23 protein-coding genes are annotated in these 23676 nt (G+C 46.3%); 14 read left to right on the top strand and 9 right to left on the bottom strand.

Going from position 1 to position 23676, the window contains the following annotated elements:
* The first annotated feature begins 30 nt into the window (after positions 1-30).
* From A8709_RS03235 to A8709_RS03200, 8 genes are all read left to right on the top strand, one after another.
* Positions 31-1134, top strand: coding sequence for an HpcH/HpaI aldolase/citrate lyase family protein (locus A8709_RS03235; protein WP_065850763.1), 1104 nt, complete (start codon positions 31-33; stop codon positions 1132-1134).
* The gene (locus A8709_RS03230; protein WP_244163081.1) at positions 1079-2497 is read left to right on the top strand and encodes a phosphoribosyltransferase family protein; all 1419 of its coding nucleotides are present in this window, start codon (positions 1079-1081) and stop codon (positions 2495-2497) included. The genes A8709_RS03235 and A8709_RS03230 overlap by 56 nt, the downstream gene beginning before the upstream one ends.
* On the top strand, positions 2470-3603 hold the full coding sequence (locus tag A8709_RS03225) for a cysteine protease StiP family protein (protein ID WP_065850762.1): 1134 nt from the start codon (positions 2470-2472) through the stop codon (positions 3601-3603). Before A8709_RS03230 ends, A8709_RS03225 begins: the two co-directional genes overlap by 28 nt.
* On the top strand, positions 3600-4433 hold the full coding sequence (locus tag A8709_RS03220) for an HAD family hydrolase (RefSeq protein WP_065850761.1): 834 nt from the start codon (positions 3600-3602) through the stop codon (positions 4431-4433). Before A8709_RS03225 ends, A8709_RS03220 begins: the two co-directional genes overlap by 4 nt.
* A complete protein-coding gene (locus tag A8709_RS03215; protein WP_065850760.1) occupies positions 4430-5452 on the top strand; it encodes an ATP-grasp domain-containing protein in 1023 nt (340 codons plus the stop codon). The genes A8709_RS03220 and A8709_RS03215 overlap by 4 nt, the downstream gene beginning before the upstream one ends.
* A 270-nt stretch (positions 5453-5722) precedes the next feature.
* On the top strand, positions 5723-6331 hold the full coding sequence (locus tag A8709_RS03210; RefSeq protein ID WP_065850759.1) for a sigma-70 family RNA polymerase sigma factor: 609 nt from the start codon (positions 5723-5725) through the stop codon (positions 6329-6331).
* Between the two features lie 66 nt (positions 6332-6397).
* Positions 6398-7042 (top strand): pentapeptide repeat-containing protein, encoded by a 645-nt coding sequence (locus tag A8709_RS03205; protein ID WP_065850758.1) that lies wholly within the window; start codon positions 6398-6400, stop codon positions 7040-7042.
* A 26-nt stretch (positions 7043-7068) separates the two neighbouring features.
* Entirely contained in the window at positions 7069-7656 is a 588-nt protein-coding gene (locus tag A8709_RS03200; protein WP_065850757.1) for a 5' nucleotidase, NT5C type, read from the top strand.
* A gap of 73 nt (positions 7657-7729) precedes the next feature.
* Here the strand turns inward: A8709_RS03200 and A8709_RS03195 are convergent, their stop codons facing one another.
* Genes A8709_RS03195 through A8709_RS03180 form a run of 4 tightly spaced genes read right to left on the bottom strand, consistent with a single transcriptional unit; the run spans position 7730 to position 12810 of the window.
* The gene (locus A8709_RS03195) at positions 7730-9028 is read right to left on the bottom strand and encodes an MBL fold metallo-hydrolase (protein WP_065850756.1); all 1299 of its coding nucleotides are present in this window, start codon (positions 9026-9028) and stop codon (positions 7730-7732) included.
* Entirely contained in the window at positions 9025-10683 is a 1659-nt protein-coding gene (locus tag A8709_RS03190; protein WP_065850755.1) for an ABC transporter permease, read from the bottom strand. Before A8709_RS03190 ends, A8709_RS03195 begins: the two co-directional genes overlap by 4 nt.
* 24 nt (positions 10684-10707) lie before the next feature.
* A complete protein-coding gene (locus tag A8709_RS03185) occupies positions 10708-11796 on the bottom strand; it encodes an ABC transporter substrate-binding protein (RefSeq protein ID WP_244163080.1) in 1089 nt (362 codons plus the stop codon).
* A gap of 51 nt (positions 11797-11847) precedes the next feature.
* On the bottom strand, positions 11848-12810 hold the full coding sequence (locus A8709_RS03180) for an ABC transporter ATP-binding protein (protein ID WP_065850753.1): 963 nt from the start codon (positions 12808-12810) through the stop codon (positions 11848-11850).
* Positions 12811-12982: 172 nt separating this feature from the next.
* On the opposite strand from A8709_RS03180, the gene A8709_RS03175 reads away from it, so the two are divergent.
* The 4 genes from A8709_RS03175 (at position 12983) to A8709_RS34385 (ending at position 17100) form a co-directional block, all read left to right on the top strand.
* Positions 12983-13882: a LysR family transcriptional regulator gene (locus A8709_RS03175; RefSeq protein WP_065850752.1), complete on the top strand. Its 900-nt coding sequence runs from the start codon at positions 12983-12985 to the stop codon at positions 13880-13882.
* 104 nt (positions 13883-13986) lie between these two features.
* Positions 13987-14850, top strand: a complete 864-nt coding sequence (locus tag A8709_RS03170; protein ID WP_065850751.1) for a hypothetical protein — start codon at positions 13987-13989, stop codon at positions 14848-14850.
* A gap of 31 nt (positions 14851-14881) precedes the next feature.
* Positions 14882-16534, top strand: a complete 1653-nt coding sequence (locus tag A8709_RS03165; RefSeq protein WP_065850750.1) for a fibronectin type III domain-containing protein — start codon at positions 14882-14884, stop codon at positions 16532-16534.
* 410 nt (positions 16535-16944) lie between these two features.
* Positions 16945-17100 (top strand): hypothetical protein, encoded by a 156-nt coding sequence (locus A8709_RS34385; protein WP_208607629.1) that lies wholly within the window; start codon positions 16945-16947, stop codon positions 17098-17100.
* On the opposite strand, the gene A8709_RS03160 is transcribed toward A8709_RS34385, so the two are convergent.
* Positions 17101-17982: a transposase gene (locus A8709_RS03160; RefSeq protein WP_065850749.1), complete on the bottom strand. Its 882-nt coding sequence runs from the start codon at positions 17980-17982 to the stop codon at positions 17101-17103.
* Positions 17983-18572: 590 nt separating this feature from the next.
* Here A8709_RS03160 and yunB point away from each other — a divergent pair.
* Positions 18573-19340 (top strand): sporulation protein YunB, encoded by a 768-nt coding sequence (gene yunB, locus A8709_RS03155; RefSeq protein ID WP_244163079.1) that lies wholly within the window; start codon positions 18573-18575, stop codon positions 19338-19340.
* 39 nt (positions 19341-19379) lie between these two features.
* On the opposite strand, the gene A8709_RS03150 is transcribed toward yunB, so the two are convergent.
* Positions 19380-20327, bottom strand: a complete 948-nt coding sequence (locus A8709_RS03150; protein ID WP_244163078.1) for a M23 family metallopeptidase — start codon at positions 20325-20327, stop codon at positions 19380-19382.
* A 215-nt stretch (positions 20328-20542) separates the two neighbouring features.
* On the opposite strand from A8709_RS03150, the gene larC2 reads away from it, so the two are divergent.
* Positions 20543-21037, top strand: coding sequence for a nickel pincer cofactor biosynthesis protein LarC2 (larC2, locus tag A8709_RS03145; protein ID WP_065850747.1), 495 nt, complete (start codon positions 20543-20545; stop codon positions 21035-21037).
* A gap of 24 nt (positions 21038-21061) precedes the next feature.
* Here larC2 and larC read toward each other — a convergent pair whose 3' ends face one another.
* Genes larC through larE form a run of 3 tightly spaced genes read right to left on the bottom strand, consistent with a single transcriptional unit; the run spans position 21062 to position 23610 of the window.
* Positions 21062-21982: a nickel pincer cofactor biosynthesis protein LarC gene (larC, locus tag A8709_RS03140; RefSeq protein WP_065850746.1), complete on the bottom strand. Its 921-nt coding sequence runs from the start codon at positions 21980-21982 to the stop codon at positions 21062-21064.
* 9 nt (positions 21983-21991) lie between these two features.
* Complete coding sequence (larB, locus tag A8709_RS03135) at positions 21992-22765, bottom strand: nickel pincer cofactor biosynthesis protein LarB (protein ID WP_065850745.1); 774 nt, start codon at positions 22763-22765, stop codon at positions 21992-21994.
* Positions 22762-23610: an ATP-dependent sacrificial sulfur transferase LarE gene (larE, locus tag A8709_RS03130; RefSeq protein ID WP_065850744.1), complete on the bottom strand. Its 849-nt coding sequence runs from the start codon at positions 23608-23610 to the stop codon at positions 22762-22764. The genes larB and larE overlap by 4 nt, the downstream gene beginning before the upstream one ends.
* Positions 23611-23676 lie beyond the last annotated feature (66 nt).

Genomic DNA, 23676 nt, shown 5'->3' with positions numbered 1-23676 from the left:
GTTCTTTCAACTCATAAGGGAGGAATCGGCATGCGATATTTCAATTATTTAACTGCGGATGAAGAAAAAGCTTTATTTTACCTACCGCCGAATTCCTTCCATAATCATTCGCACAAAGACATTTTAGCTCACTCGATAGGTGCCGCTCTCTATATGCCAGCGACCCGTCGCACGTTTGCAGCAGACATTGCTTTTGGGAAAATCGAAGGACTTGTCTCTGTTGTTCTAGATCTGGAAGATGCCGTTGGTGATAATGAAGTCGTAGCTGCGGAAGAATCGCTTCTTGAACAATTGAGTCAGATTGCCCATTGGATCGATGTAGGCATCCTCGACACCGATAATTTGCCGCTGATGTTCGTTCGCGTGAGAAGCGTGAATCAGCTGAACTACTTGCTGGAGAGGCTGGAGGATAACGCTGCACTGCTGACTGGGATTGTATTTCCGAAGTTCACATCGGACAATGGCGAGGCGTATTTTCAACTGTTAGAAAATTATAACGATGATAAATCAGAATCTGCCCCCACCTTATACGGTTTGCCTATTCTAGAGTCAGGTTCCATTATTTATAAGGAAAGCCGCACTTCTACCTTACTTGAAATTAACGAAATTATTACGAAGTACAAGTCTTTGGTTTTGAATGTCCGAATTGGCGCGACGGATTTCTCCAGCTTATTTGGTTTGAGAAGAAGTTCTGACCGAACGATTTATGACATTGCGCCTATTCGGGACTGCCTCGCGGATATTATTAATATGTTCGGACGTGTCGAGTCTGCTCACGTCATTTCAGGACCTGTGTGGGAATATTTCCCGACGAAGGGACTTATTCACGAAGTGAGATTGGATAAGGAAAACGGGTTGATCGGCAAAACCATTATTCATCCTAGCCATATCAAACCGGTTCAATCACTCTACGCCGTCACGCATGAAGAATATACCGATACCATGAGTATTCTGAGCAACAATCATGGTGATCTAGGGGTAATGAAGAGCGCCTATGGCAATAAAATGAATGAAATCAAACCCCATTTCAATTGGGCGAAGCGTATTCTTTTGCGATCACAAATTTATGGGGTGCTGCATGAACAACAAACATTTGATGGATTATTCCGTGAGCCAGACCGAGCGTACGTATAAAATAGCAGGAGATCTAGAACTTCACGTTACGATGACCTCTAACCCGCATCACCTTCCACTGGATGCACTGTTCATCATGGCGGCGAGAATTAATAAGAAACGGTCCTTCTTGTTCGTAAGCAAGGTGCTTGGCAAACATATTCCAGTCAATCCGTATACGTCACTACTGAGTGGAACGGTCCTAGCGTTATTGTTACACAAGGCATTGCAAGGGACGCAGTTAGATCATAAGGTAGCAAGCGCAATAGAGGGACTTATTGATCCCGAGAAGGCAGAGGGTGCCTACTTAGCGATCATGTCCGAACGGCTCGAGCTGAAGCAACCCGTTGCATTTATTGGCTTTGCTGAAACGGCAACGGCGATAGGGCATGCCGTTTATGAAGCTTTTGGGCAGGGCAGCCGCTATTTGCACACGACGCGCGAAGTGATTGAAGAATCGCCGACGATTCTTCAATTCGAAGAAGAGCATTCGCATGCCGTGGCGCACTATGGCTATTCCGACGATCCAGCCTTGCTGGCGGAGCCGGAAATTCTTGTCCTCGTGGACGATGAGATTACGACAGGTCAAACCTCGATCAATATTATTCGTGACCTGCAGGGGAAATATCCGAAGAAGATCTATTATGTCCTGGCTTTGCTTGACTGGCGCACAGCCGACAATCGTGCGCAGTTCGCGTTGCTGGAACAGGAGCTGAACGTGGAAATCCACGTCATTTCCCTTATTCAAGGAGCGACGAAGGTAGTAGGCTCTAGTGAAAGCTTGTCCACAAGAGAGCATAGCTCGACCCCAGAGGTAACCCCTTCTGGTCGCGTACAGATCTCTTATGTGGATGGACTCTTTGACCACGCGCCATACGCAGGTGAGCGGCCTTATTTGCTTCACAGCGGCAGATTCGGGCTTACCTCAACTAGCAGCAAGGAACTCGATTACTCGATCTCGCAAGCGGCAACAGGGCTGAAGCGCATGCGCAAGGGCACGAGTACGCTATGCGTCGGCAGTGGCGAGTTCATGTACATTCCGATGCGTATCGCAGCGGAAATGGGGGCAGGGGTGTCGTACCAATCGACGACGCGAAGCCCGATCCATGTCATCGACCGTGAGGACTATGCGGTCCGATCTGGCGATTCCTTTCCCTCGCCAGAGGATGAGCAAGTGACGCACTTCTTTTACAATATCCCGTACGGTGAATATCAGGAGATTTTTCTTTTCATAGAGCGTGAAGCCTCTCCAGCAGCGATGGCGCCTATCCTGCGAATTCTCCAAAGGCGAGGTTTAGAATCTCTTCATCTCGTGTTCTTCTCACCACAAACGGTGGACTGGAAGGAGGCGGAGGTATGGAAGCTTGGCGAACGAAACCAGTAACTGCACCGAAGCCCCTCGGGAGTTACCCGCCTGAGGATGTGACGTTTTTACTGAAAGATATCAGCGAGGTTCAGCTGGAAATCGCTCTGGATGCGAGAGAGAAGGCGATTCAGTCCGGCACGCACTATTCGGAAATGCTGCCGCAAGAGCACCTTCCATCCGCAGATTATTTTAATTTATATCAAGCATCTCTGGAGCAGTCTGCCGAGAAAGTCGCGTTATCGGTTGGAACAGTTGCTGAACTAATCAGAACGAAGAAAGGTGCTGACACCGTCCTCGTCTCTTTAGCTAGAGCAGGTACGCCTGTCGGCATTTTGATCAAACGATATCTGCAAGATATGTACGACATGACCCTGCCGCATTATAGCATCTCCATTATTCGAGGGAAGGGAATTGATGAGAACGCCCTGCTGTATATGCTGCAGAAGCATCCTGGGGCAAAGCTGCAATTTATCGATGGGTGGACAGGCAAGGGGGCCATTCGGAAGGTTCTTACCCAAGCTTGTGACAAAATGGCCAGAGATTACGGGATCATCCTAGACGATGATCTAGCCGTGCTCGCCGATCCCGGTCACTGTACGGATATGTTCGGGACGCGGGAAGACTTCCTCATTCCAAGCGCATGCTTGAATTCGACGGTATCCGGCTTAATGAGCCGGACGGTGCTGCGGGACGATCTGATAGGGCCTCATGATTTTCATGGTTCGAAATATTACCGAGAGTGGCTGGATCATGATGTATCGAATCATTTCATCGCTGCGATCTCACCATATTTCAGCGGCGTTGCTGAGGAGGCGCGGGCGATGGCCGAGAGCATGATAGCGCATCCGCCTGAAATTTCCTGGCATGGGCTGCGGGATATTCAGGCTATACAGACCACTTACGAGATGGCTGATATCAATCTGATAAAACCTGGTGTCGGTGAAACGACCCGCGTACTTCTCCGCCGAGTGCCATGGCGGATACTCGTAAATCGCATGGATAATCCGCATATTCGGCATATTTTGCTATTAGCAGAGGCACGCGGTGTGCACGTAGAAGTATATCCCGGGCTCACGTATTCGTGCTGTGGCCTCATCCAATCCGTGAAAGGGGATGCCGAATGATTTACGCCAGTGATTTAGACCAGACCTTAATTTATTCCCAGCCACCGGAGCGTGCCGAGCTGCTGGGAGAGCGCATTATGATTGCTGAGCTGATCGATGGCAAGGTACGTTCCTATATGTCCGCAAGCACGTATGAACGATTGCAAGCGTTGATGAATGAGCTTATTTTTATTCCTGTTACAACGCGAACGATTGAACAATATAGGCGGATTCATCTGATTAGTCAGATGCTGAAGCCGAAATATGCTGTGACTAGTAATGGCGGCAATGTGTTAGTCGATGGCCAGGTTGATGTGGAATGGCGGGATTTCGTCAGGTCTCGAGTTCGTGAGACAAGTACACCTGTAGAGGACATTCTCCCAGTTATGCAGGACGTGCTACACCAGGATTGGGTGATTAGCTCGAGTTGGTGCGATGAGCTATTCTTCTCTCATATCGTAGAGCGTGATCGCATGCCGCTAAAGGAGATGAACGATCTTAGTGCGCAGCTGCAAGGCAGGGGTTGGCGCACATCCATTCAAGGCCGCAAGGTGTACATCGTCCCTGAAGCCGTTAGTAAAGGCGGAGCGGTCTCCCACCTCCAGAAGGTTCTCGGAGGGCGTAAGATCGTCGCTTCGGGAGACTCCCTGCTGGATCAAAGCTTGCTAGACGTTGCAGACTTTGCCATTGCACCAGGTCACGGGGAACTATTCCGCCAGGAGCAGATGGGACAATCCGGTAACTACAGATTCACGGAGGAATCTGGCATTTTCGCAGCGGATCACATCACGATGTTTGTTCAGTCCACTCACACAGAGCACAAGAAGCTGCTCGCAAAGGAGTCCTCATGAAAAAAGTATGGTTTAACCGCTGGTTTTCTGTTGCTTATCATTACATGAACAGCATTCGCAACAATGAGGATGGTGTGCAGTTTAAGATGTATGCCACGCATCCGGATCGCACCCATATGGCGCTGCAAGCGGCGGATTATGCGGATACGGAGCCCGTACTCGGCGATGACGATTACGTGGAGTTCGCGTTAAACTTTTGCAAGCAGCATGGCATCGATGTGTTTATCCCTAGATTGCATATGTATGCGATCGCTAAGCATCTAGATGAATTTGAGAAAATAGGCACAAAAGTGACGGTTTGCCGCGATCTAGAGCTTCTGGAGAACCTGATGGAGAAACAGAAATTCTATGAATCCATCCGTCCCAAAGGCATCGTAGCAATTCCGGACTACCACGTCGTCAATACGGCGGAGCAGTTCCTTCAAGCGCACGAAGCCCTGATTGCAGCGGGACATGGGGTCTGCATGAAGCCAACGAACGGTGAAGGTGGGAATGGCTTCCGAATTATCAGCGATAAGCGAAATGTGCTGAATGATATGTTCGGACCCGTGATGCCGTATTTGACCAAAGAGCAGGTCTATCAGAACTTATCGACGGTCGAGCGATTCGAAGATCTCATGGTCATGGAACTGTTAAATGGCTTTGAATACAGCATTGATTGTTTGGCCTCAGCATCCGGTGAACTGCTAGCTGCTGTTCCGCGACGTAAAGCGGATGGTCGTTTGAGACTGCTCGAGGAAGTGCCTGAACTAATCGAGCTTGCCCAGCAAGTGGCTGCAAATTACCGCATTCCTTTTAATTATAATATTCAAGTGAAATACAATCAGGGCGTTCCGAAGCTGCTGGAGATTAATCCTAGAATGTCAGGCGGTCTACACGTGACGTGCTTATCCGGCATCAACTTCCCTTATCTAGCTGTAAAATCGCTGCTTGGTGAGAACGTTGAGGTTCAGAAGCCTACATTTGGCCTGCTGGCCAGCCATATTGAGCAATACATGGTTATGAACATTGCTGAATAAGTGAATATTCAATGCTGCGCATCATATCTTGGATAGTAGATGATCATTCGTATCAATCAGTCAAAGAGGGTGCGCAGTATGATCGTAGGCGGCATTATTTTGTTCGCAATCATCGTGACGCTCATTGTGCTCGCGAGTGCAGAGAAAGCGGAATATGTGTCCAATTTTATCGATAAATAGTCATCTTTGAAGCCTGAAAAGGTTTCTTTTTTTTGTTCTGATTTGGTAGAATAGGAGATAGGTAGTTTCATAGAGTGAAGGAGAATTGACATGCTGCAATTAAGCGATAGTCAACTTGCAACAATGTGGAGTCAAGGAGATGCGAAAGCGTTTAATCGACTTCTGGAGCTGTATAAGGACAAAATTTACCGATTAGCGTATCGGATGCTGCGTAATAAATCAGACTCTGAAGACGTTGTTCAGGAGACTTTTCTGCGGGCACATTTGAATTCACATCGATTTGATGCTACCAAAAACTTCTCAAGCTGGATCTTTAGCATTGGTAAGAATGTCACCATTGATTTGATGCGAAAGAAGAAGAAAGAGCTCTCGATGGATACGAGTTCGTGTCCTTCCCAGGATGAACGCCCCTTGTATGAGAAGTTGGTTAGTCGGGAGAAAACCCCGGAGCTGCAACTCATCGAACAAGAAACGTTTAGCCAAGTGGAGCAGATGATTCAGGAATTACCAGACAAATATAAAGACCTTATTGTGTACAAATATTTTCTGGATATGTCCTTGGAAGACATTAGCAAAGAAGTGAATTTGCCTGTTTCTACCGTGAAAACGAGGCTTTTCCGTGGTCGGAATTTTATCAAAAGAAAATGGGGATCCTTATTCTTCATGCTACATAGCTTGACATCGATTATTATTTTTTGAAAATAGGCCGATAAGGCTTATTTTTTTGCCTGTGATTTGATTATGTTGATTATAAAGGAGATTCAAATGAGCAATCCTAAATTAGATGCACCCAAAATGCCCAAAGAATTGCCGATTATTTCCGTTCAAGAGAAGGAGTTCGAGCCGGAAGATAGCTTTCATACAGGCCTCATCAGCGACTGCACCATTGATAATCAATCGGCCTATAAGGTCGCTTTTGATAAAATCATCTTCCGCAATGTGACGTTTACACGTATATCAATGAAAGAAATTGAGTTGACCGATGTTATTTTTGATCGATGCGATCTGTCGAATGTAGACTTCACAGAAGCAACGATTCATCGAACCGAATTTCGAAATTGTAAAATCATAGGGATGGATTTAACCGGCGCAACGCTGCGCAATATTTTATTTCAGGATTGCCTTGGAGACTTTGCAACGTTCCGAATGGCTAATTTCAAAGGGATTACATTCCATTCCTGCTCGATAATCAGTTCGGACTTCTACGAAGCGACCTTGCAGAAGGTGCAATTTGAAGAATGTCAGCTGGATCAAGCGCAATTTACAGGTGCTAAGTTAGAGGGCATCGACCTAAGTACTTGTGATTTTACAACTTTAGGTGTTAGTATTGATGACCTGCGTGGATGTATCATTTCGAGAGGCCAGGCCTCGGTGTTTGTTAGTCTGTTTGGATTGAAATTGAAGGAATAGTCGATCGAAGGATGGAGGGGTTGACCTTGAAGCTTGGATTTGATATTGATGATACCCTCATTAATCTGAGAGAGCATGCGTTCCACATCTATAATCAGAAGCTGAAACAGAATATTGGGCTTGAGGTGTTTCAGGCCCTGCCGACGATGGAGATCCATAGTGCGTTTGGATTATCCAAAGAGGAGGGGGGAGAGCTTTGGCACAGCCTCCGCGATGAGATTTACTACTCGAACTGTGCAACCTTCCCGCACGCACGTGAAGCTTTGCTCCAATTGGTGGAGCAAGGACATGAAGTCTTTTACATCACGGCTAGAGCGAAGGAACATACAGAGCGCACTCGGCAATGGTTGCTCGATCACGGATTTCCGGTGGCAGAGGGGCATTTCTTTTGCGGGATGAGCGACTCTGAGAAGGTGCATATTATTGAAGCTTTGAAGCTGGATTATTATTTCGATGATAAGCCGAAGGTTCTGGAAACGCTAGCACATCTACCCGTGCAGACTTATGTCAAAGATCGATCGTATAATCGCCACCTGGATTTGCCGCGGATAACATCGTGGGATGAATTGAGTGAGTTGTTGAAGGGGCAAGGCGGGAAGGGCTTAAAGGCTTAAAGCGTTGAAAAACTGATTGGATAGAAGGCAGAAATGCAGAAAGCTTGAAAAAGGAAAAGGCGCATGGATTGTTCTAAAGAACAATCCGTGCACCTGGTTGGACGGAGAGAAGTCCTTGCTCTCCCTCGGCTTCAAGCTGTTGAAGTAAGAGATCCGTGTCGCGTTTGGGCGCATGGACGAGCAGCTTGAAGGTACTTCGTATCGATTGCGACATCCTGCGTACATCGGGGAGTCCTTGATGAATTTTGTAGCGGATGGCGCGCAGGCGGCATCCGCTTATTTCGTCCGGCAGCGATAGCAGCCGCTGCGCGATGGTCCCTTTGGCAACGTGTCCCGTGATCAGGATGCCATTGTTGGGGTTGTGCCGAAGCATGGAGTAGTACCATTGTGCTTTCGTCGATTGCATCATGCCATCGGTTGTAAACCAGATGGCCGCGCGTCTGCTTGCAATGTCCTCCTGCAGGAGACATTGACGTTCTTCATCGCTGCGTATACTGACATAGCGATGGCTAGACAAGGCCTCTGCTAAAGTGGCGGCCATGCCATTTTGGAGCCAGCTTGGATGCTGTAGCATTAGCTTCATCGCTTCCAGAAGCTCTTGTTCCACGCGGATAGGCACTTCCGGGAAATGCTGCGCCATAAGCAGCAGCAGCTCTTGCCCCCGGCCGCAAACCGGTACAGGTAGAAGCAGCAGACCATTGGCAGACAACGTATGTTTTGCTTCTGCATACAGGTGCTCTAGCTTGGTGTTTTGCTCTTCGGTATCCGTGCTGTACGCAGCATCGACGATAGCTCCGTCCCACGAAGATTCAAGTTCAACCAGCAGGGGAGAATCCGTCTCTAGTAGAAATGAATCCTCGCTGTAATCCCCCGAGTAGAACACCCGCTTTCCTTCCAGCTCTAGCATGATCCAAATCGATCCAAGCATATGTCCGCTTCGCCCCCAGCAGGCTTTCAAGGTAGGCGTAATTTCGAACCATTCCAGAGGAGCTGCGGCTTCTTCTATAAATGCATACCTAACAGAGGCAAGTTGTTCATGCGTATAAGGCAGCTCTCCGCCTTGTTGATGGATATAGTTACCCCAGCTCGTATAATAGCCAGGAAGTTGTTCCGCGGTGATTCGCGTAGTCCAGACAACACCTGTGTAACCTAACGAATATAGCCAAGGAATCGCAATTGAATGATCTTCATGGGCGTGCGAGAGGAATACAGCATCCAACGCTGCTACACGCGATGCATCGATAAGTGGATATTCCCCGAGCCCTTCACGTTTTACACCGCAATCCAGCACAACGCTGCAACGCTCATTACCTAGCCAATAACAGGAGCGTCCGTGTTCACCGGCCCCGCCCCATACTTCTACATGCATCATTCCACATTCCACTTTCTGTTTGAATTCATGTTGTTGACGACCAAGAGCAGGATCGTTGTCAGACCGACCGAGACGACGGCCATGGCCATGCCAAGCGAAATTTGACCTTGTTCAAATTGAGCAAAAATATACGTCGCCGATGTCTGCATCGACGGCGGCAGCACCATCATCGAGGCGACAAGTTCTCGGAGCGAGATGGTGAAGGTCATCATCCAGCCGGCGATAATGCCCGGCAAGAGAAGGGGTAAAACGATACGTCGGAACACGTACAACGGCTGCCCGCCGAATACATGCCCGGCTTGCCGCAAGGATTCGTCTAGCTGGCCGTTACGTGCCTTGACGTATTGCACGGTGTACGGCAGGAAGAAGACCACGTAAGTGAGGACCACCATGCCGTAGGTGTTGTAGAGATGGAGCGGCATCCATGGCGCGTTCCATAGCATGATGAGTCCGACCACGAGGACCATATCGGGAACCGTGTTCGGCAGCAGGCTGAACATGTCCGTGATCCGTTCCGGCAGGCGTTTGCCGCGCCCGATCGTGAGGGCGAACCATGTGCCTAGCGCGGCCGCTAAACATGCGGCGAGCAGGGCGAGTCCCATGCTGTTTGTTAGAGCTTTCATACTTGGCGAGCCCCAAGTGAGGAGCTCACCGTAGTGTTTGAAGGTAAGGTTAGTCCAGGCGAGTCCGTTGCCCCTAAGCTTCATGAGTGAAGCAGAGATGATGGAGAAATAAGGGATACCAATCGCCGTGGCAAGCACAAGAATCACGTATAGCCAAGCAACGGCGCGCTGCCAGCCGCGGTAGCCCATGACTCTACCTTGCGAGCTTTTGCCGCTAACGAGGTTATACGAATGGCGACGAACAATGACCGACTGCACGTACCAAAGGAGTAGACAAGCCATCAGCAATAGGGAAGCTAATGAAGTAGCTTTCCCGAAATCCACCGGCCAGCTCGAGATCGACGATTGAATCTCTGTTGTCAGAACGAAATAGCCAATACGTCGACCAAACGTCGCAGGTGTACCGAACTCAGCCAACGTTTTCACGAAAATAAGTAAGGCGCCCATCACATAGCTTGAGAATACGAGCGGCAGCAGAATGCGACGCAAGGTATATGAATAGCGAGCTCCGTGCACAGCTGCGGCTTCTTCCTTATTTCCACCGATCTGGGCAATCGCATTTCGTAGAATAAGATACAGAAAAGGAAATAAGTGCAGACTCATAATCGTAATCATACCGAATAGGGTAAAGAAATGGCTGCTAATCCAGTGAGCACTTGGGAAAAACTGCTCTAAATATCCGCGAGGCTGCATGAAAAGGATCCAACCCATCGAACCAATGTAAGGTGGTGTCATAAAAGGAATCAACAACACAATATCTAACCAGCGATGTTTACGAAGTGGGGTTTTGGCCATAATCCAAGCCAGCGGGAGTGCGAGAAGCGTAGAGCCCAACACCACCCAGATCCCCAACATGAAAGAGTTACTGAATACGCCAGTTAGATTTTTCTCAAGTACAGTACGAATCGGCGCTAGAAGATCCAAAGTACCCTTGATCCATATACTTTTCCAACCCACGAATAGAAGAGGAAGGACGACTAGCATAGCTAGAAGCAGCAATGCTAAGAACGTCCCTGTGCGTTTTGCTATCATCTTGTCGTCATCCCCAACTTAAGCTTACTTTTTAAATAATTGTGTGAATTTAGTTGTAACGTCAGCTTGATTGTCGTTCATCCAGTTCCAATCTACTTTGAGAACAGGGATGTCTTTCGCACTTACACGACCTTGTACTTGAACATCACTACGACCAGATAGCAAGTAGTTATCAGTAACCATTTTTTGAGCTTCATCCGAGAGAAGATAATCGATAAATGCTTTTGCAGCATCTGCATTTTTGGAAGTCTTCATAATCATAGCTGGTCTAGGTGAGATGACAGTTCCACTAGCTGGATAAATCAAGTCAATCGGCTCACCTTTAGCCTTGGATGCGTAAGTCATATAGTCCACGCTAGCCATAACGATTTTTTTAGCTCCTGAGATAACCGGATCCATCGCTTCCTGATTGGCACCAGCAATAATCGCGCCATTTGCTCTCACTTTACCGAACAAATCCCATGCGGAATCTCCATTTTTATTTGTGTAACCAGACATGAAATCTAGGGCAGAACCGGATTGTGCAGGATCTGGAATGTTAATTTGATCTTTCCACTCTGGCTTTGTCAGATCGCTCCACTCTTTTGGCGGGTTCGTAACAAGCTTCGTATTGTAAGCAATCCCTAGTGCGGAAAGGCTGTAGCTGAAATAGTTTCCATCTTTATCCGAATAATCAGTGATTAATTTATCGCCATTTTTAGCTTCTTTATAAGGCATTGTCAATCCACTTTTCGTCATCCCAATGGCAGAAGGAAGTGAAGCCAAAATCACAACATCAACTACGGGATTTGCTTTTTCAGCTTCCATACGAGCCATAATTTTACCAGTCGTACCTTGGAACATTTCAACTTCTACGCCCGTTTTGGCTTGAAAACCTTTTTGGATGCTAACTGCAAGCGGGTTAGGTCCAGCGCTGTAAACAACTAGCTTACCGCTAAGTTTTTTCGCCTCAGGCGTAGCTGTCGGTGCTGCCGAAGCTGAAGCAACAGCAGGTGACGGAGTTGCTGTCGCGGAACTTGTCGTCGTTTTACTAGCCGTTCCACACCCCGTTAATCCGACTCCAACCAGAACAGACATCAAAGCTAAAGTGCTCATGTTTAATGTTTTTTTCATTTTCGTTTTCATTGTTTAAAAACTCCCTCTCCTATGTATGGTAACTGCTTATTAAAGCACATGAATCTGTTGCTGAGAAACATAAAGCTGTACAGTTTCTCCTACGTTTAACCGCGTGGGGTGATAAGCCATCCAGACTTCCCCTGTACTTAGCTGCACGGTAACCTCATAGCGTTCGCCCATATAACTGACGGTTTGTACAATACCCGAATACGTGAGGTCAGAGTCAGTTAGCGGTGCCCATTTCACATGCTCAGGGCGAATCATTCGCTTGTCCACTTCCAACCAGTTTGTTTTACCGATAAAACGAGCAGTGAAGGGATGGGTTGGTTTGTTATAAATGGCTTCTGGTGTATCTTTCTGTAAAATACGGCCATCTTTCATCACGATAATTTCGTCTGACATCGACATAGCTTCTGTTTGATCGTGCGTGACGTATACGGTCGTGAAGCCAATGCTGCGTACTAAATTCATCAGCTCTAAGCGCATTTCTTCTCGAAGAAGAGCATCCAAAGCGCTCATGGGCTCATCAAAAAGGACAAGCTGTGGCCGAATCACGATCGCACGAGCGAGTGCAACACGCTGTTGCTGACCGCCCGATAGCTGATGCGGGTATCGCTTTTCTTTCCCTTGCAGCTGAACAAGTTCGATCGCTTCCATCGTTCGTTGACGCCAGTTCGTCTTATCACCCGTAGCTTTAAGTCCAAAGGCGACATTCTCCAAAACAGTTAAATGTGGCCAAAGGGCAAAGTCTTGGAAGACCATTCCGAAATTTCGTTTGTGAACAGGACGGTTAATCTTGCGTGTTGTGGAAAATAAACAGACATCCCCCAAATGAAGTTCGCCTTCATCCGGTGTCTCCAGACCAGCGATGATCCGAAGAAGGGTTGTTTTCCCACAGCCAGAGGGACCCAATAACGTCGTGAAGCGTCCTTTGGCAACAGAGAGCTGAATAGCTTCCAATGCAGTGGAGGAACCAAAAGATTTGTTTATACCGCTAAGTTGTAAAGACATCGCATGCTTCCTTCCGTGCTTTTGATCTCACCTTTAGTTTAGGGGGCGATCATCAACTTAGTGTTAGTGAGACGTAAATAGAATGTTAAGTTTTTGTTGTCTATCTATTCATCTCCATAGATTTTTTCTATAATGAAACCCACATAGGCTGAACACGGAAGAGGGATGAGTAATGAATTGGAATTTGTTAAAGCTTCAAGTCATTGAACTTTTGGATAAGCACAAACGAATCACAGCTGTAGCTGAGCAATTAGGTCTCAAACAGCCCACAGTATCCTTTCATATGAAATCGATGGAGCAAGAGCTAGGGGTACAATTGTTCTACTCGCGGGGCGGAAAAGTCCATCTAACCGAAGCGGGGCAATCTTTGAATCATTACGCTAAGAAGATCAACGCCTTAGTTCAGGAGGCAGAACGGGTGGTCAAGGAGTTCGATGAGCGAGGCAGTGGTCATTTAAAAATAGGAGCAAGTTCGGTGCCGGGCACCTATATACTTCCGGAAATGCTCAGTGCATTCTCAGAGCGGTTTCCGCATATTTCCGTTTCACTTACCGTGAGACCAACCCCTTTTATTAAAGAAATGCTGCTCAATCATGAAATTGATATTGGCATCATGTCGGCCGAGCCTTTTCAATGGTCACCGTTGGTCGGTGAAACGCTTTGCGAGGATGAGCTCGTTTTCTTCTTTAATCCGAAACATCGCTTTGCTAGACAAGAAATACTTCATCCTGAATTTTTAAACGATGTGCCTTTCATTCTGCACGGGCAAGAATCGAGCACACGAACCATGACGCTAAATTGGGCTAAAACATTAGGAGTCAAACTCAAGCCAGTAATGGAGATGGACTCCTTAGAAGCGATAAAGCAAGCGGTTATGACAGGGGAGAGTGTTTCGATTATTTCAAAAATTGCGATCGCCAAAGAATTGCAAAGAGGCGAAGTAAGCTATAGAAGTATTCCGCAAAATCCTCTGCGACGCTATATTTATTTCACCTACAATGCGGATCGTATTCGCTCATCAGTCTTTGACAGCTTCTTATCCAGTTTGCAAGATGCAGTTAGAGGGATTTAATTCCATTTACAAAAAGCACAAATCTAGATGACAATCTGCAAACAAAACTCCTTTATGCTCAGGACGTCAAGAAAACTTTCTAAAAGTGTAGAGGAGATGAAGTGATGTTGAAGAAAAATGTGATGACTGTCATGATGGTCGCTGTAGTGGGAACTAGCTTATTAACAGGTACTTTCGGCGCACCGAAGTCAGCGAGCGCAGCCAGCAACATGGTTCCGAATTACGAGGTTAAGCTTCTCCTAAATCCAAGTGTCGTACTTGGATCCGATTTCAAGCTGACTAGCAGCGTGAAAGCAGCATTTGGCATGCCGGACACAGTCACGAAGATGAATGTACAATTTCTAGACACGAACGCAGAAGACATTTACAACAATGGATGGAGCCCAAGAATTCGTAAAACCGAAGGTGAGAGTGACTTTGAACTTAGCTATAAAAAAAGATATGCCATTACGGGTAATGACATTAATGGAGCTCTTACTTTAGCTAATACACAGGGCTTCAACTCAGGAGACACAAGTTACGAAGCGCAAATTGAGTGGGGTTATCAAAAGAAAACACTAAGTATCACACGTACTAAATCAGGCAGTAAATCGGGTTATAGTGGTATGGATCTTCCGAATCAAGCGGATTCTCGCAGTTTACTTATTAATAACGCACCGGATAAATTTAATAACTGGGTATCCAGTGGGTGGGGAACAAGTAAGCTTTCTTCTTCACGCATCTATGGGCCAGTTCTGGCAAAGCGTTCCGTCGGTACTTGGAGTGGACAGCAGCTCTATATCGAGGTGTGGCCGATTCTTAATGCAGCGGGAACGGGGACAGAATACATAGTAGAAGCTTCTTTCAAAACAGATAGTCAATCAACAGCATCGTCCAAACATGATGAATTAGTTACGTATCTACAAGGTAAAGGTTGGTTTTTGGCGCAAGATTCATTAAAGACTCAACTAATTATGGATCGTTATTAATATCAAAAAATAGTGAGGAGATGTTATTTCTATGTTTCAAATGAACAAAATGTCCAAAGTTATCCTCGCTTCAACAGCAGCGGCTATACTGCTAACAGGTGGAGTTCTCTCTCCTAAGCAAGCATTTGCAGCCAACGGTACACCTAACTATGAAGTGAAATTTAATTTAGATCCAAGTATCGTTGTGGACGGTAGCCACAATTTAATTAGTAGCGTTCGTAGTCAATTTGGCACGGGGTCCTCATATAAAAGCTATCGCGTTCAATACATGGATACAGCATCTAAAACGATGGATGCTCAAGGTTGGAGCGATCGTATTCGTAAAAAAAGTACGGACAGTACGCATCAATTACAATTCAAAAAGCGATACCCAATCACAAACGGGGATATCAATGGTGCGTTGACAACCGCAGCGAACGATGGCTTGAACAGCTCAGCATCAGGATTTGAGTTCCAAGTTGACTGGACCATCAGTAAACAAACATTAAGCGTTCAGTATGAAAAAGATGTAACCGTCTCTGGTTTCAGTGGCAGTGGACTCAATGCCCCTAACCTGGCAAGTTCCCAGTCCGTCTCCGTTTCTAATGCGCCTAGCCAGTTCAAAAACTGGACCAGCTCAGGCTGGGGAACAACCCAATTGAACAATTCAGTGATCTATGGACCTATCGATTTCAAAAGATATGAAGGTACGATCGATGGCTTGGAATTAGATATCGAAGTGTGGACCATTCTAAATGCAGCTAAAACAGGAACGGAAGACATCGTTGAAGCTTCGTTTAAAGCAGATACGCTAAGTGAAGCAACAAGTGCGCGCACAGATCTGATCAATACACTCTCGACGAAGGGCTGGTTAGTCCAGACTGATGTGCTAAAAACAAGTTTAATCATGGAACGTTATGCACCAACAGCTCCAACGCCAGATACGACAGCACCTTCTGTACCAGCTGGGTTAACAGCAACGGCGACATCAAGCACACAAGTACAGCTTGGATGGACAGCAGCGACGGATAATGTGGCTGTAACTAGCTATGACGTGTATCGTAATGGTTCCAAAATCGGTACCTCCACGACAACTGCTTATAGCGATTCCGGACTTACGGCCTCTACAGCGTATAGTTACACCGTCATTGCCAAAGATGCAGCTGGGAACGCGTCATCTGCAAGTACTGTCGCTTCCGTTACAACACCTGCAAGTGGCGGTACGGGTACAGGATCACTATACTACAATATTAATGGAAGTTCGGTCTCCTATTTGGAAGCCGAAACGTATACGGCCAAAACAGGAACATTCACACAAACAACTTGTTCCGCCTGTTCGGGAACTGCTAACATGCAAACAGCAAATGGTTCCGGAGATAGTGATGCCAACTACCTCAAATATGACCTGGAAGTAACCAACGGCGGCTCTTTCTACATTTACTTGCTTTCAACTGGCCCAGATGGCAGCTCAGACAGCTTCAATGTAGCTGTTGATTCAGGCAGCAACTACCAAGTAACAACAGGCAGCAGTGGTACTTGGGCTTGGAAAAAGCCGAGCAGCTCACTTTCATTGTCAACAGGTACACATACGTTGTATATCAAAGTCAGAGAAGACGGCGCAATGGTAGACAAAATCGCTATTACCAAAACAAGCAGCACACCAAGCGGTCTTGGTGGTACGGCACTCGTTCCATCCACACATTAGCAGCAACTGAATGCCGGATGTAAAAAGCTTTAAGAACCATCACAGTGGTAAGATCCCCGTTAAGTAAACAGGGGGATGTCCACCAATGATGGGGGCGAAAGCTTTTTACATTTTGAACGATTACCCCTCCAAGTATCGTAAACCCCAGCTTCCTCACGAAGCTCACCTCGTTTCCGATAATCCGAAGCAATACGCTTCATACGTTCGCACCAACGTTGAGCTCTCCACCTTACACGCAACGCATATTTAGCCGCAAGTGACTTATTCTACGAACATTTTTCTATTAGCACTATCCCCTTAGCTCAGAAGAAAGCGTAACTGTGTATATGTAAACTAAAACAGAGTTATAGAACATGTATTGAAATTGTATGAAATTTTTATGGGGATTTCTAAAGTAGAGTGAAATGGAAATGAAAAAGGATAAGGATAAGGATAAGGATAAGGATAAGGATAAGGATAAGGATAAGGATAAGGATAAGGATAAGGATAAGGATAAGGATATGGAGCTGCACTCTAAAGTACTTTGGAGTAAAAATGGGTGTACTAAGATAGACCTAAGTGTTTAGTTAGGCTGCTTGGCATAAAGGTTTGGGAATTGCTTTAGGAATATTCATACAGAGTTGGACTAGGTGATCAAAGATAGGCACGCTCGAAGCAGTAAGATTTATTCGATAACAAAATTCGTCCAAATAGGATTGAAGATGCTTCGATCCGATGCCATGGAAGGTCGAATTGATCCAAGTGCTTGCTTGTTTTGCGATTTCGAGTAGGGGGCGTTGACGTTTAGACGTGAAGAATCCAGTAACGATTTCAATTTTATCTGCGTTTGGGTTGATATGTTGTTGTTGGAAGTTAATTGTGTCGAAACGAGTGATGTGTTTGTTAGTAGGACTTGAGGGAGTGACTTGTTTGATTTTGACTGTTGTCGTGGGCGTAACACCTGAATGATCGAGTGAGGAGCCTACAAGTAGGAGGTGTTCTTGGGGATGCTTATGAACAGAAGGGTTAAAGGGTCTGCCATAAATAGCAGAGTTAATTTGAACTGATCCTGTCAACGGGCGTTGGTTATCAGCTAGGTGTATGGAAGTACGGATTTTATGTAGGATTAACCAGGCAGTTTTATACGTAACCTGAATTAGCTGTGAAAGTTTCATTGCCGTCGTGCCTGAGGGCGTGCTCGATATCAGAAAAATCGCTAATAACCATTTAGAAAGTCGAGTTCTAGACCCCTCCATGATCGTACCTGAGAGCAAGGACACCTGATGACAACAGTGAGAACATTCATACAAAGGTAGACGTCGAGTAGATGTTATATAAGCATGGCGATGGTCACAACGTGGGCAACGAAAGCCTTTTGGCCATTTGAGTTGAATTAGAAAATCGATACATGCATCCTCAGAGGAAAACTTCGTATGAAACTGTTCATAGGTTAATTTTGACCAATCCATAAATATTCTCCTCCGACAGATATTAATGATATGAAAACAAGTGTTCCTGTTTGTTTATTATATCAAACATACGATCTTATTTCAATATTTTGGAATAAATTTGTAAATTTATTAAATTGTTTTCATCTGAGTCAACGGGATAGTGCCGATAGGTTGGGGCTGGAGATAATAAGGGGGCGTGTGGATGTTGTGCAAGTAGATAGTTGGTTGGCGAGATAGTGGATGAGCGCGATGGATGGAAGGGAGATTATCTTAAAAGATGAGGGATAACGAGTAATTGAGTGGTTGGGAAGATAGTGGAGGAGTGAAAGGATCTAGGGGAAAATTAGCTAAAGGATGGAGGATAACGAGAAAGTTCGATAGATGTAAAGGGTGATCAGATAGAGGTTCGAGGATAACTAGTAATTATGTGATTGGCGGGATAGTGGAGGAGGGAGAAGGATGAAAGGGAAATTAGCTTAGAGGACGGGGATAATGAGGAAGTATGTGGTTGGATTGCATCGTCTTTTTCATACCATGTCCGCATAAGGTAGTACTAATGAAATGTAGCGCTTGAGTTGATCTGTGGGGATGAAGAAGGAGGGAACAGGATGCTGCAGAGGCGACGATGGAGGAGCAGGCCAACTGTGAAGACGAGCCGTAAAAAGGTGCTTTGGATCGGTCTGCTTATCTTTGTCTTGTTTTGCATACAATTTTTTATTTTTATTGAACGGAATCTGAGACCGCCTTTGATGAGTTTGGCGAAGGTGCGGATTAAGCAAATTGCTACGCAAGCGATCAATAGTGCAATCTCTGAACATGTTGCTGGAGGAACGAACGCAGAGCAATTAATTGATTGGAAATTGGATAATAACAATAAAATTACGGGTTTTATGTTGAATTATAATGAACATATGAGAATTACTTCGGAGGCAAGTAGAACTGTACAGGGGGAGTTAAATAACCTACAAAGTATTTCAGAGCATATACCACTTGGTCAAGCCATGAATAGTGCCATTCTTGCTTCTTTTGGGCCGGATATCCCTATCAAATTGTTGCCAGTTGGCAGTGTTAAGGTTGATTTAAATACACGTACGCAAAATGCTGGGATTAATATGGTTATGTTTGAAGTGTATGTTCACATTGTTGCGGAGGTCTCGGTCATTATTCCTTTCGATTCGGATACGGAAATTGTGGAAACGGAGATTCCTATTTCTTACTCACTGGTGGTCGGGGATGTCCCAACGTATTATTACGATAATAAAGGCAACCCTGTTGGCAGTACGAAGGATGCAAGTCCGCCAAGTATCACTCTTCCTACGTTACCGAGTACGGGGAGCTCGACTACGACTCCCAAACAGGGTGTAACTAAGCATTAAAATACCTCATAAATGAAACCCATCCTGGGTAGGACGGGTTTATTTCTTCTTATTTTGATCTTCACGTTCCCATCTGCGCAAGGAAGGATAAGGATCATAACTCCATTCCGTTGTACCATTATCACGATAAAGGCCAAAATGTAAATGGGGTGGAAATTTGCCTGAGGTACCTGGTTTTCCATAGCCAGAGCTCCCCACCCATCCAATGGTTTGGCCTGGTTTAACAATGTCGTTGACTTTGATGTTTTTTTGGTAACCCGACAAGTGCGCGTAGTAGTGATAGATGTTGTTGAGATCTCGAATACCGATCCTCCAGCCTCCATAGGGATTCCATCCTTTAATTTCAACGATCCCAAAGCAGGTACTCCGTACTGGCACCCCGTATCCTGCAAATAGATCTGTTCCTTCATGGCTACGATGCCCCCCCCAGCCGCGAGAATCCCCCCAAGTGCTTCGATAGGAGTAATCCGCAGTAACAGGGAGCGGGAAGGCATGGGCATTTGCTTCTAAGGTGCCTAAAGTTTCATAGATCGCAGCGAATTGTTTAATGCGTTCCACACTTCGCGGATTCTGATAGTAATTCAAAAGATTTATTTGTAGGTTTTCTACTTTGGTCCCGTTCTTTCCTAGAATGGCAGTCATGGCTGCAAGCACGTCCAAATCGTTGGCACGATCTGCAATACGATCACCGGACCCATCTTTACCAAATCCATGGAAAAAAGCTATGCTTTTTAGATTCGTATCCTGTTGATCCGGATTTAACTTACCGGCCCAGTTCGCGTCTGAGAAATAGAAGTTCGTGATAGGTTGTTGAATGGTTCTTTTTTTGGAAGCATTCATGGTTTTCTCATATTGATCAACTGCAGCTAGGTATTGCCAAGGAATGCCTGAGAGTAAGCTTATTTTTTCAAAAAGTTCTTTCCGCTCCGCTTGTGTATGCTTTGGGGCGATGGAGCTTGGTGTAGGCGCTATTTGGTCATTTGCCATAGCTTTTGAGTGCGTACGATGTGAAAAAGATGTAGGTGTCACTGTAGATAGCAGGAGGCTCAGGGCTAGAACCTTTGACCAAAATGCTCTGCTTTGCATCTCTATCATCCTTCCTGAAATGTTAGTTCTTAGGATGTACGTATCGCCGCTTGTTTATCCTTCCATCTTTCGTTGTGTGGTGATATTTGCTATGATGCCAATAAGAGGTGGGAATAGTGGCTTTTAACCATAGGGATGAGCATGTGGACGATCACATGTTGTTAGTGCAAGCCAATTTGGATGATATGAATCCAGAGTGGGTTACGTATATCATGGATAGGCTTTTTGATGTGGGGGCGAACGATGTATATGTTGTGCCCATTATTATGAAGCGGGGCCGCCCTGGTATCATGCTGAATGTGCTGGTGGATGAGGAACGGCTTTCACAGATCGAGGAGATTATATTTAGTGAGTCAACGACGCTGGGGGTTCGATATCTCCATGCCTCTTGTCATCGATTAGCAAGGGAATTTGAACTTCTGGAGACACCTTGGGGGCCTTTGACGGTAAAAGTGGGCTATCACGCAGGAAAATTAGTGCAATATGCGCCTGAATTTAAGGAATGTGAAGAAGTTGCAAGGAAATATGGGATTCCATTGAAGCAAGTTTATGAGGAAGTTAGGATGTTATTTCACGAGCAGAATAGACAAAAAAACGCTCTTCCAGATTGATGGAAGGGCGTTTTTTGTCTATTCCTATTGGTGAGTGCCAGTGTTAGCAACTCCATGATGTGTGTGACTATGGGTGTGATCATGATCGCCGTGATCGTGATGATGATCATGAGAGTGATCATGATGGTGGTGATGATCGTCATGCGTGTGTGTATGCTCATGCGAATGCTCGTGAGCTAGATGTTCATGGCTGATTTGCCATTTCCCGATAAAGGGATCGATTTTACCGACTACGACGCGAAGTACATTCGGTTGTTTGGGTAAATCTCTTGTGCCTGCACCATATCCAATGCTGTCAACAACCATCGGTGGGAAGCTTTTGGAGAATTCGTCGACAATCCCAGAAATGATACCGGCGCCTGTAGGCGTCGTCATTTCTAAGCTATAATGCGTTGATGCGATGGGCAAGCCTAGCATCATTTCAAGTGTAGCGGGAGCGGGTACTGGATATATCCCATGGTCGATATGGATCGTACCAGAGCCTAGTGGCACAGGTGATGAGAAAATACGCTCGATCTGTAAGGAGTCGATCGCTAAGGCGACGCCTACGATGTCAACGATTGAGTCGATTGCACCGACTTCATGAAAGTGTACTTTTTCGATAGGAGTTCCATGAATTTTGGCTTCTGCAATCGCTATTTTTTCAAAAATAGCTAGGCTTAGGGCCGTTACTCGTTCATTGAATTCGGCTTTTTGGATGACCTGAACAATTTCTGAGTAATGTCTATGTTTTTTAGGTGGATGTTCTGGATCGAGAATAACATCTAGTTTTAGGGCGGAAATCCCGCGTTTGATAACACGTTTCCATTCTAAGGTGTAGGGCTCTAGTTTGATTTTGGAAAGCTCATCTTCGATATAAGCTCGATCTGCTCCCGCGTCAACTAAAGCGCCTAGTGTCATATCGCCGCTTATTCCAGAGAAACAGTCCAAATATAAAATACGCATGGTCGGATGTCACGCTCGTTTCGACATATTTTTGTTGATGAGTCCTGCATAGTAGCCAGCTCCAAAGCCGTTGTCAATGTTGACTACGGAAATGCCTGGTGAGCAGCTATTTAACATAGACAACAGGGGAGCGACACCAGCAAGGTTCGCCCCGTAGCCGATACTCGTCGGCACAGCGACGATCGGTTTGGAGACGAGCCCGCCAACTACGCTGGCGAGGGCTCCCTCCATGCCGGCCACGACGACAATCGCGTTCGCACCGCGAATGAGTTCTAGCCGGCGGAACAGTCGGTGAATGCCGGCGACACCCACGTCGAAAATACGTTCGACGTGGCTGCCCAGGCATTCCGCTGTAAGGGCAGCCTCCTCCGCCACAGGGAGGTCGGAGGTGCCTGCGCACACGACGGCGATGTAGCCTTCGTGGACTTTGAGCAGCGGACGCTTAAACCAAGTAAGCGCCCGTGCTGTTTCGTGGTAGGTGACACCTGCCACGTTGGCCACAACATAAGCGGCCTTGGCCGCGTCGACGCGTGTGGCAAGCACGCGGTCGGTGTGCTCCATGAGCCGCTTGAAAATAACCTCGATCTGCTCGGGCGTCTTGCCTTCCCCGAAAATGACCTCGGGGAAGCCTGTACGCTTCTCGCGATCGATGTCGAGCTGCGCAAATCCTAGATCAAGGTTGGCGGGACCTGAGCCGCCATCCTTGATGATTTGCTTCTTGGCTTCTTCTACGTCCAGATCGCCTGTCTGAACGAGTTTTAAGATCTTCTCTAAGTCCATCATAAGGATGCTTCTTTCACCTTGTCTTTCGTCTCTTGTGACAGTACTTCATTCATGCTGCCAGTTCGGTATCCTTGCAGGTCTAACGTGACATATGTAAAGCCAAGCTTGCTGAATTTTTCGTAAATCGCATCACGGTGCTCTACGACCTTGTGAATTTCATCCGGCATGACTTCGATCCGGGCAATCTTCTCGTGATGACGCACGCGAACTTGATAAAGACCCAGTTGGGACAGGAAGTATTCCCCTTCATCCAATTGGTCAATCTTCCACTTCTCAATTTGTGTCCCATACGGGATACGGGAGGACAAACAGGCGAAAGAAGGTTTATTCCACGTGCTCAGACCCAATTCTTTGGAAAGCGCTCGGATCTCGTCTTTGGTTAAGCCAGCTTCCTGCAGTGTGCTGCGGACACCTTGCTCATTTTTTGCTTGAAGCCCAGGTCTGTAGTCTCCAAGATCGTCCACATTGGAACCATCTAAGATATACGGATAACCAAGCTCTTTGGCGATATCCTGTAAATGTGAATAAAGCCCCGTCTTGCAGTGATAACAACGGTCGGGATTATTGGCAACGAAGTTTGCGTTCTCCAATTCCTTAACCTCTGTTTTGTGCAAACGGACGCCGAATTGTTGGGCTAGTTGTGCTGCGGCATCGAACTCCCTCGTGGGAAACGTTTCTGATGCTGCGGTTACGGCAAGCACTTGGTCACCAAGCTCTTGCTGTGCACGTTTGAGGACGAATGTACTGTCAACACCGCCGGAGAAGGCGACGATTACACGGCCCATATTTCTTAAAATTTCACCAAGCTTGCGATCTTTCTCGCGGGTCACTTCAGTTATGCTCATGTTTCTTTCCTCCCATACAGCCTTTATGTAGTAAGCTGAGCTGTTTTGGTCCATCTTGATCAGTGT

It is taken from the genome of Paenibacillus pectinilyticus, from assembly GCF_001700435.1.
Lineage (GTDB): Bacteria > Bacillota > Bacilli > Paenibacillales > NBRC-103111 > Paenibacillus_E > Paenibacillus_E pectinilyticus.
This window is presented reverse-complemented; position numbering and strand designations above follow the sequence as displayed.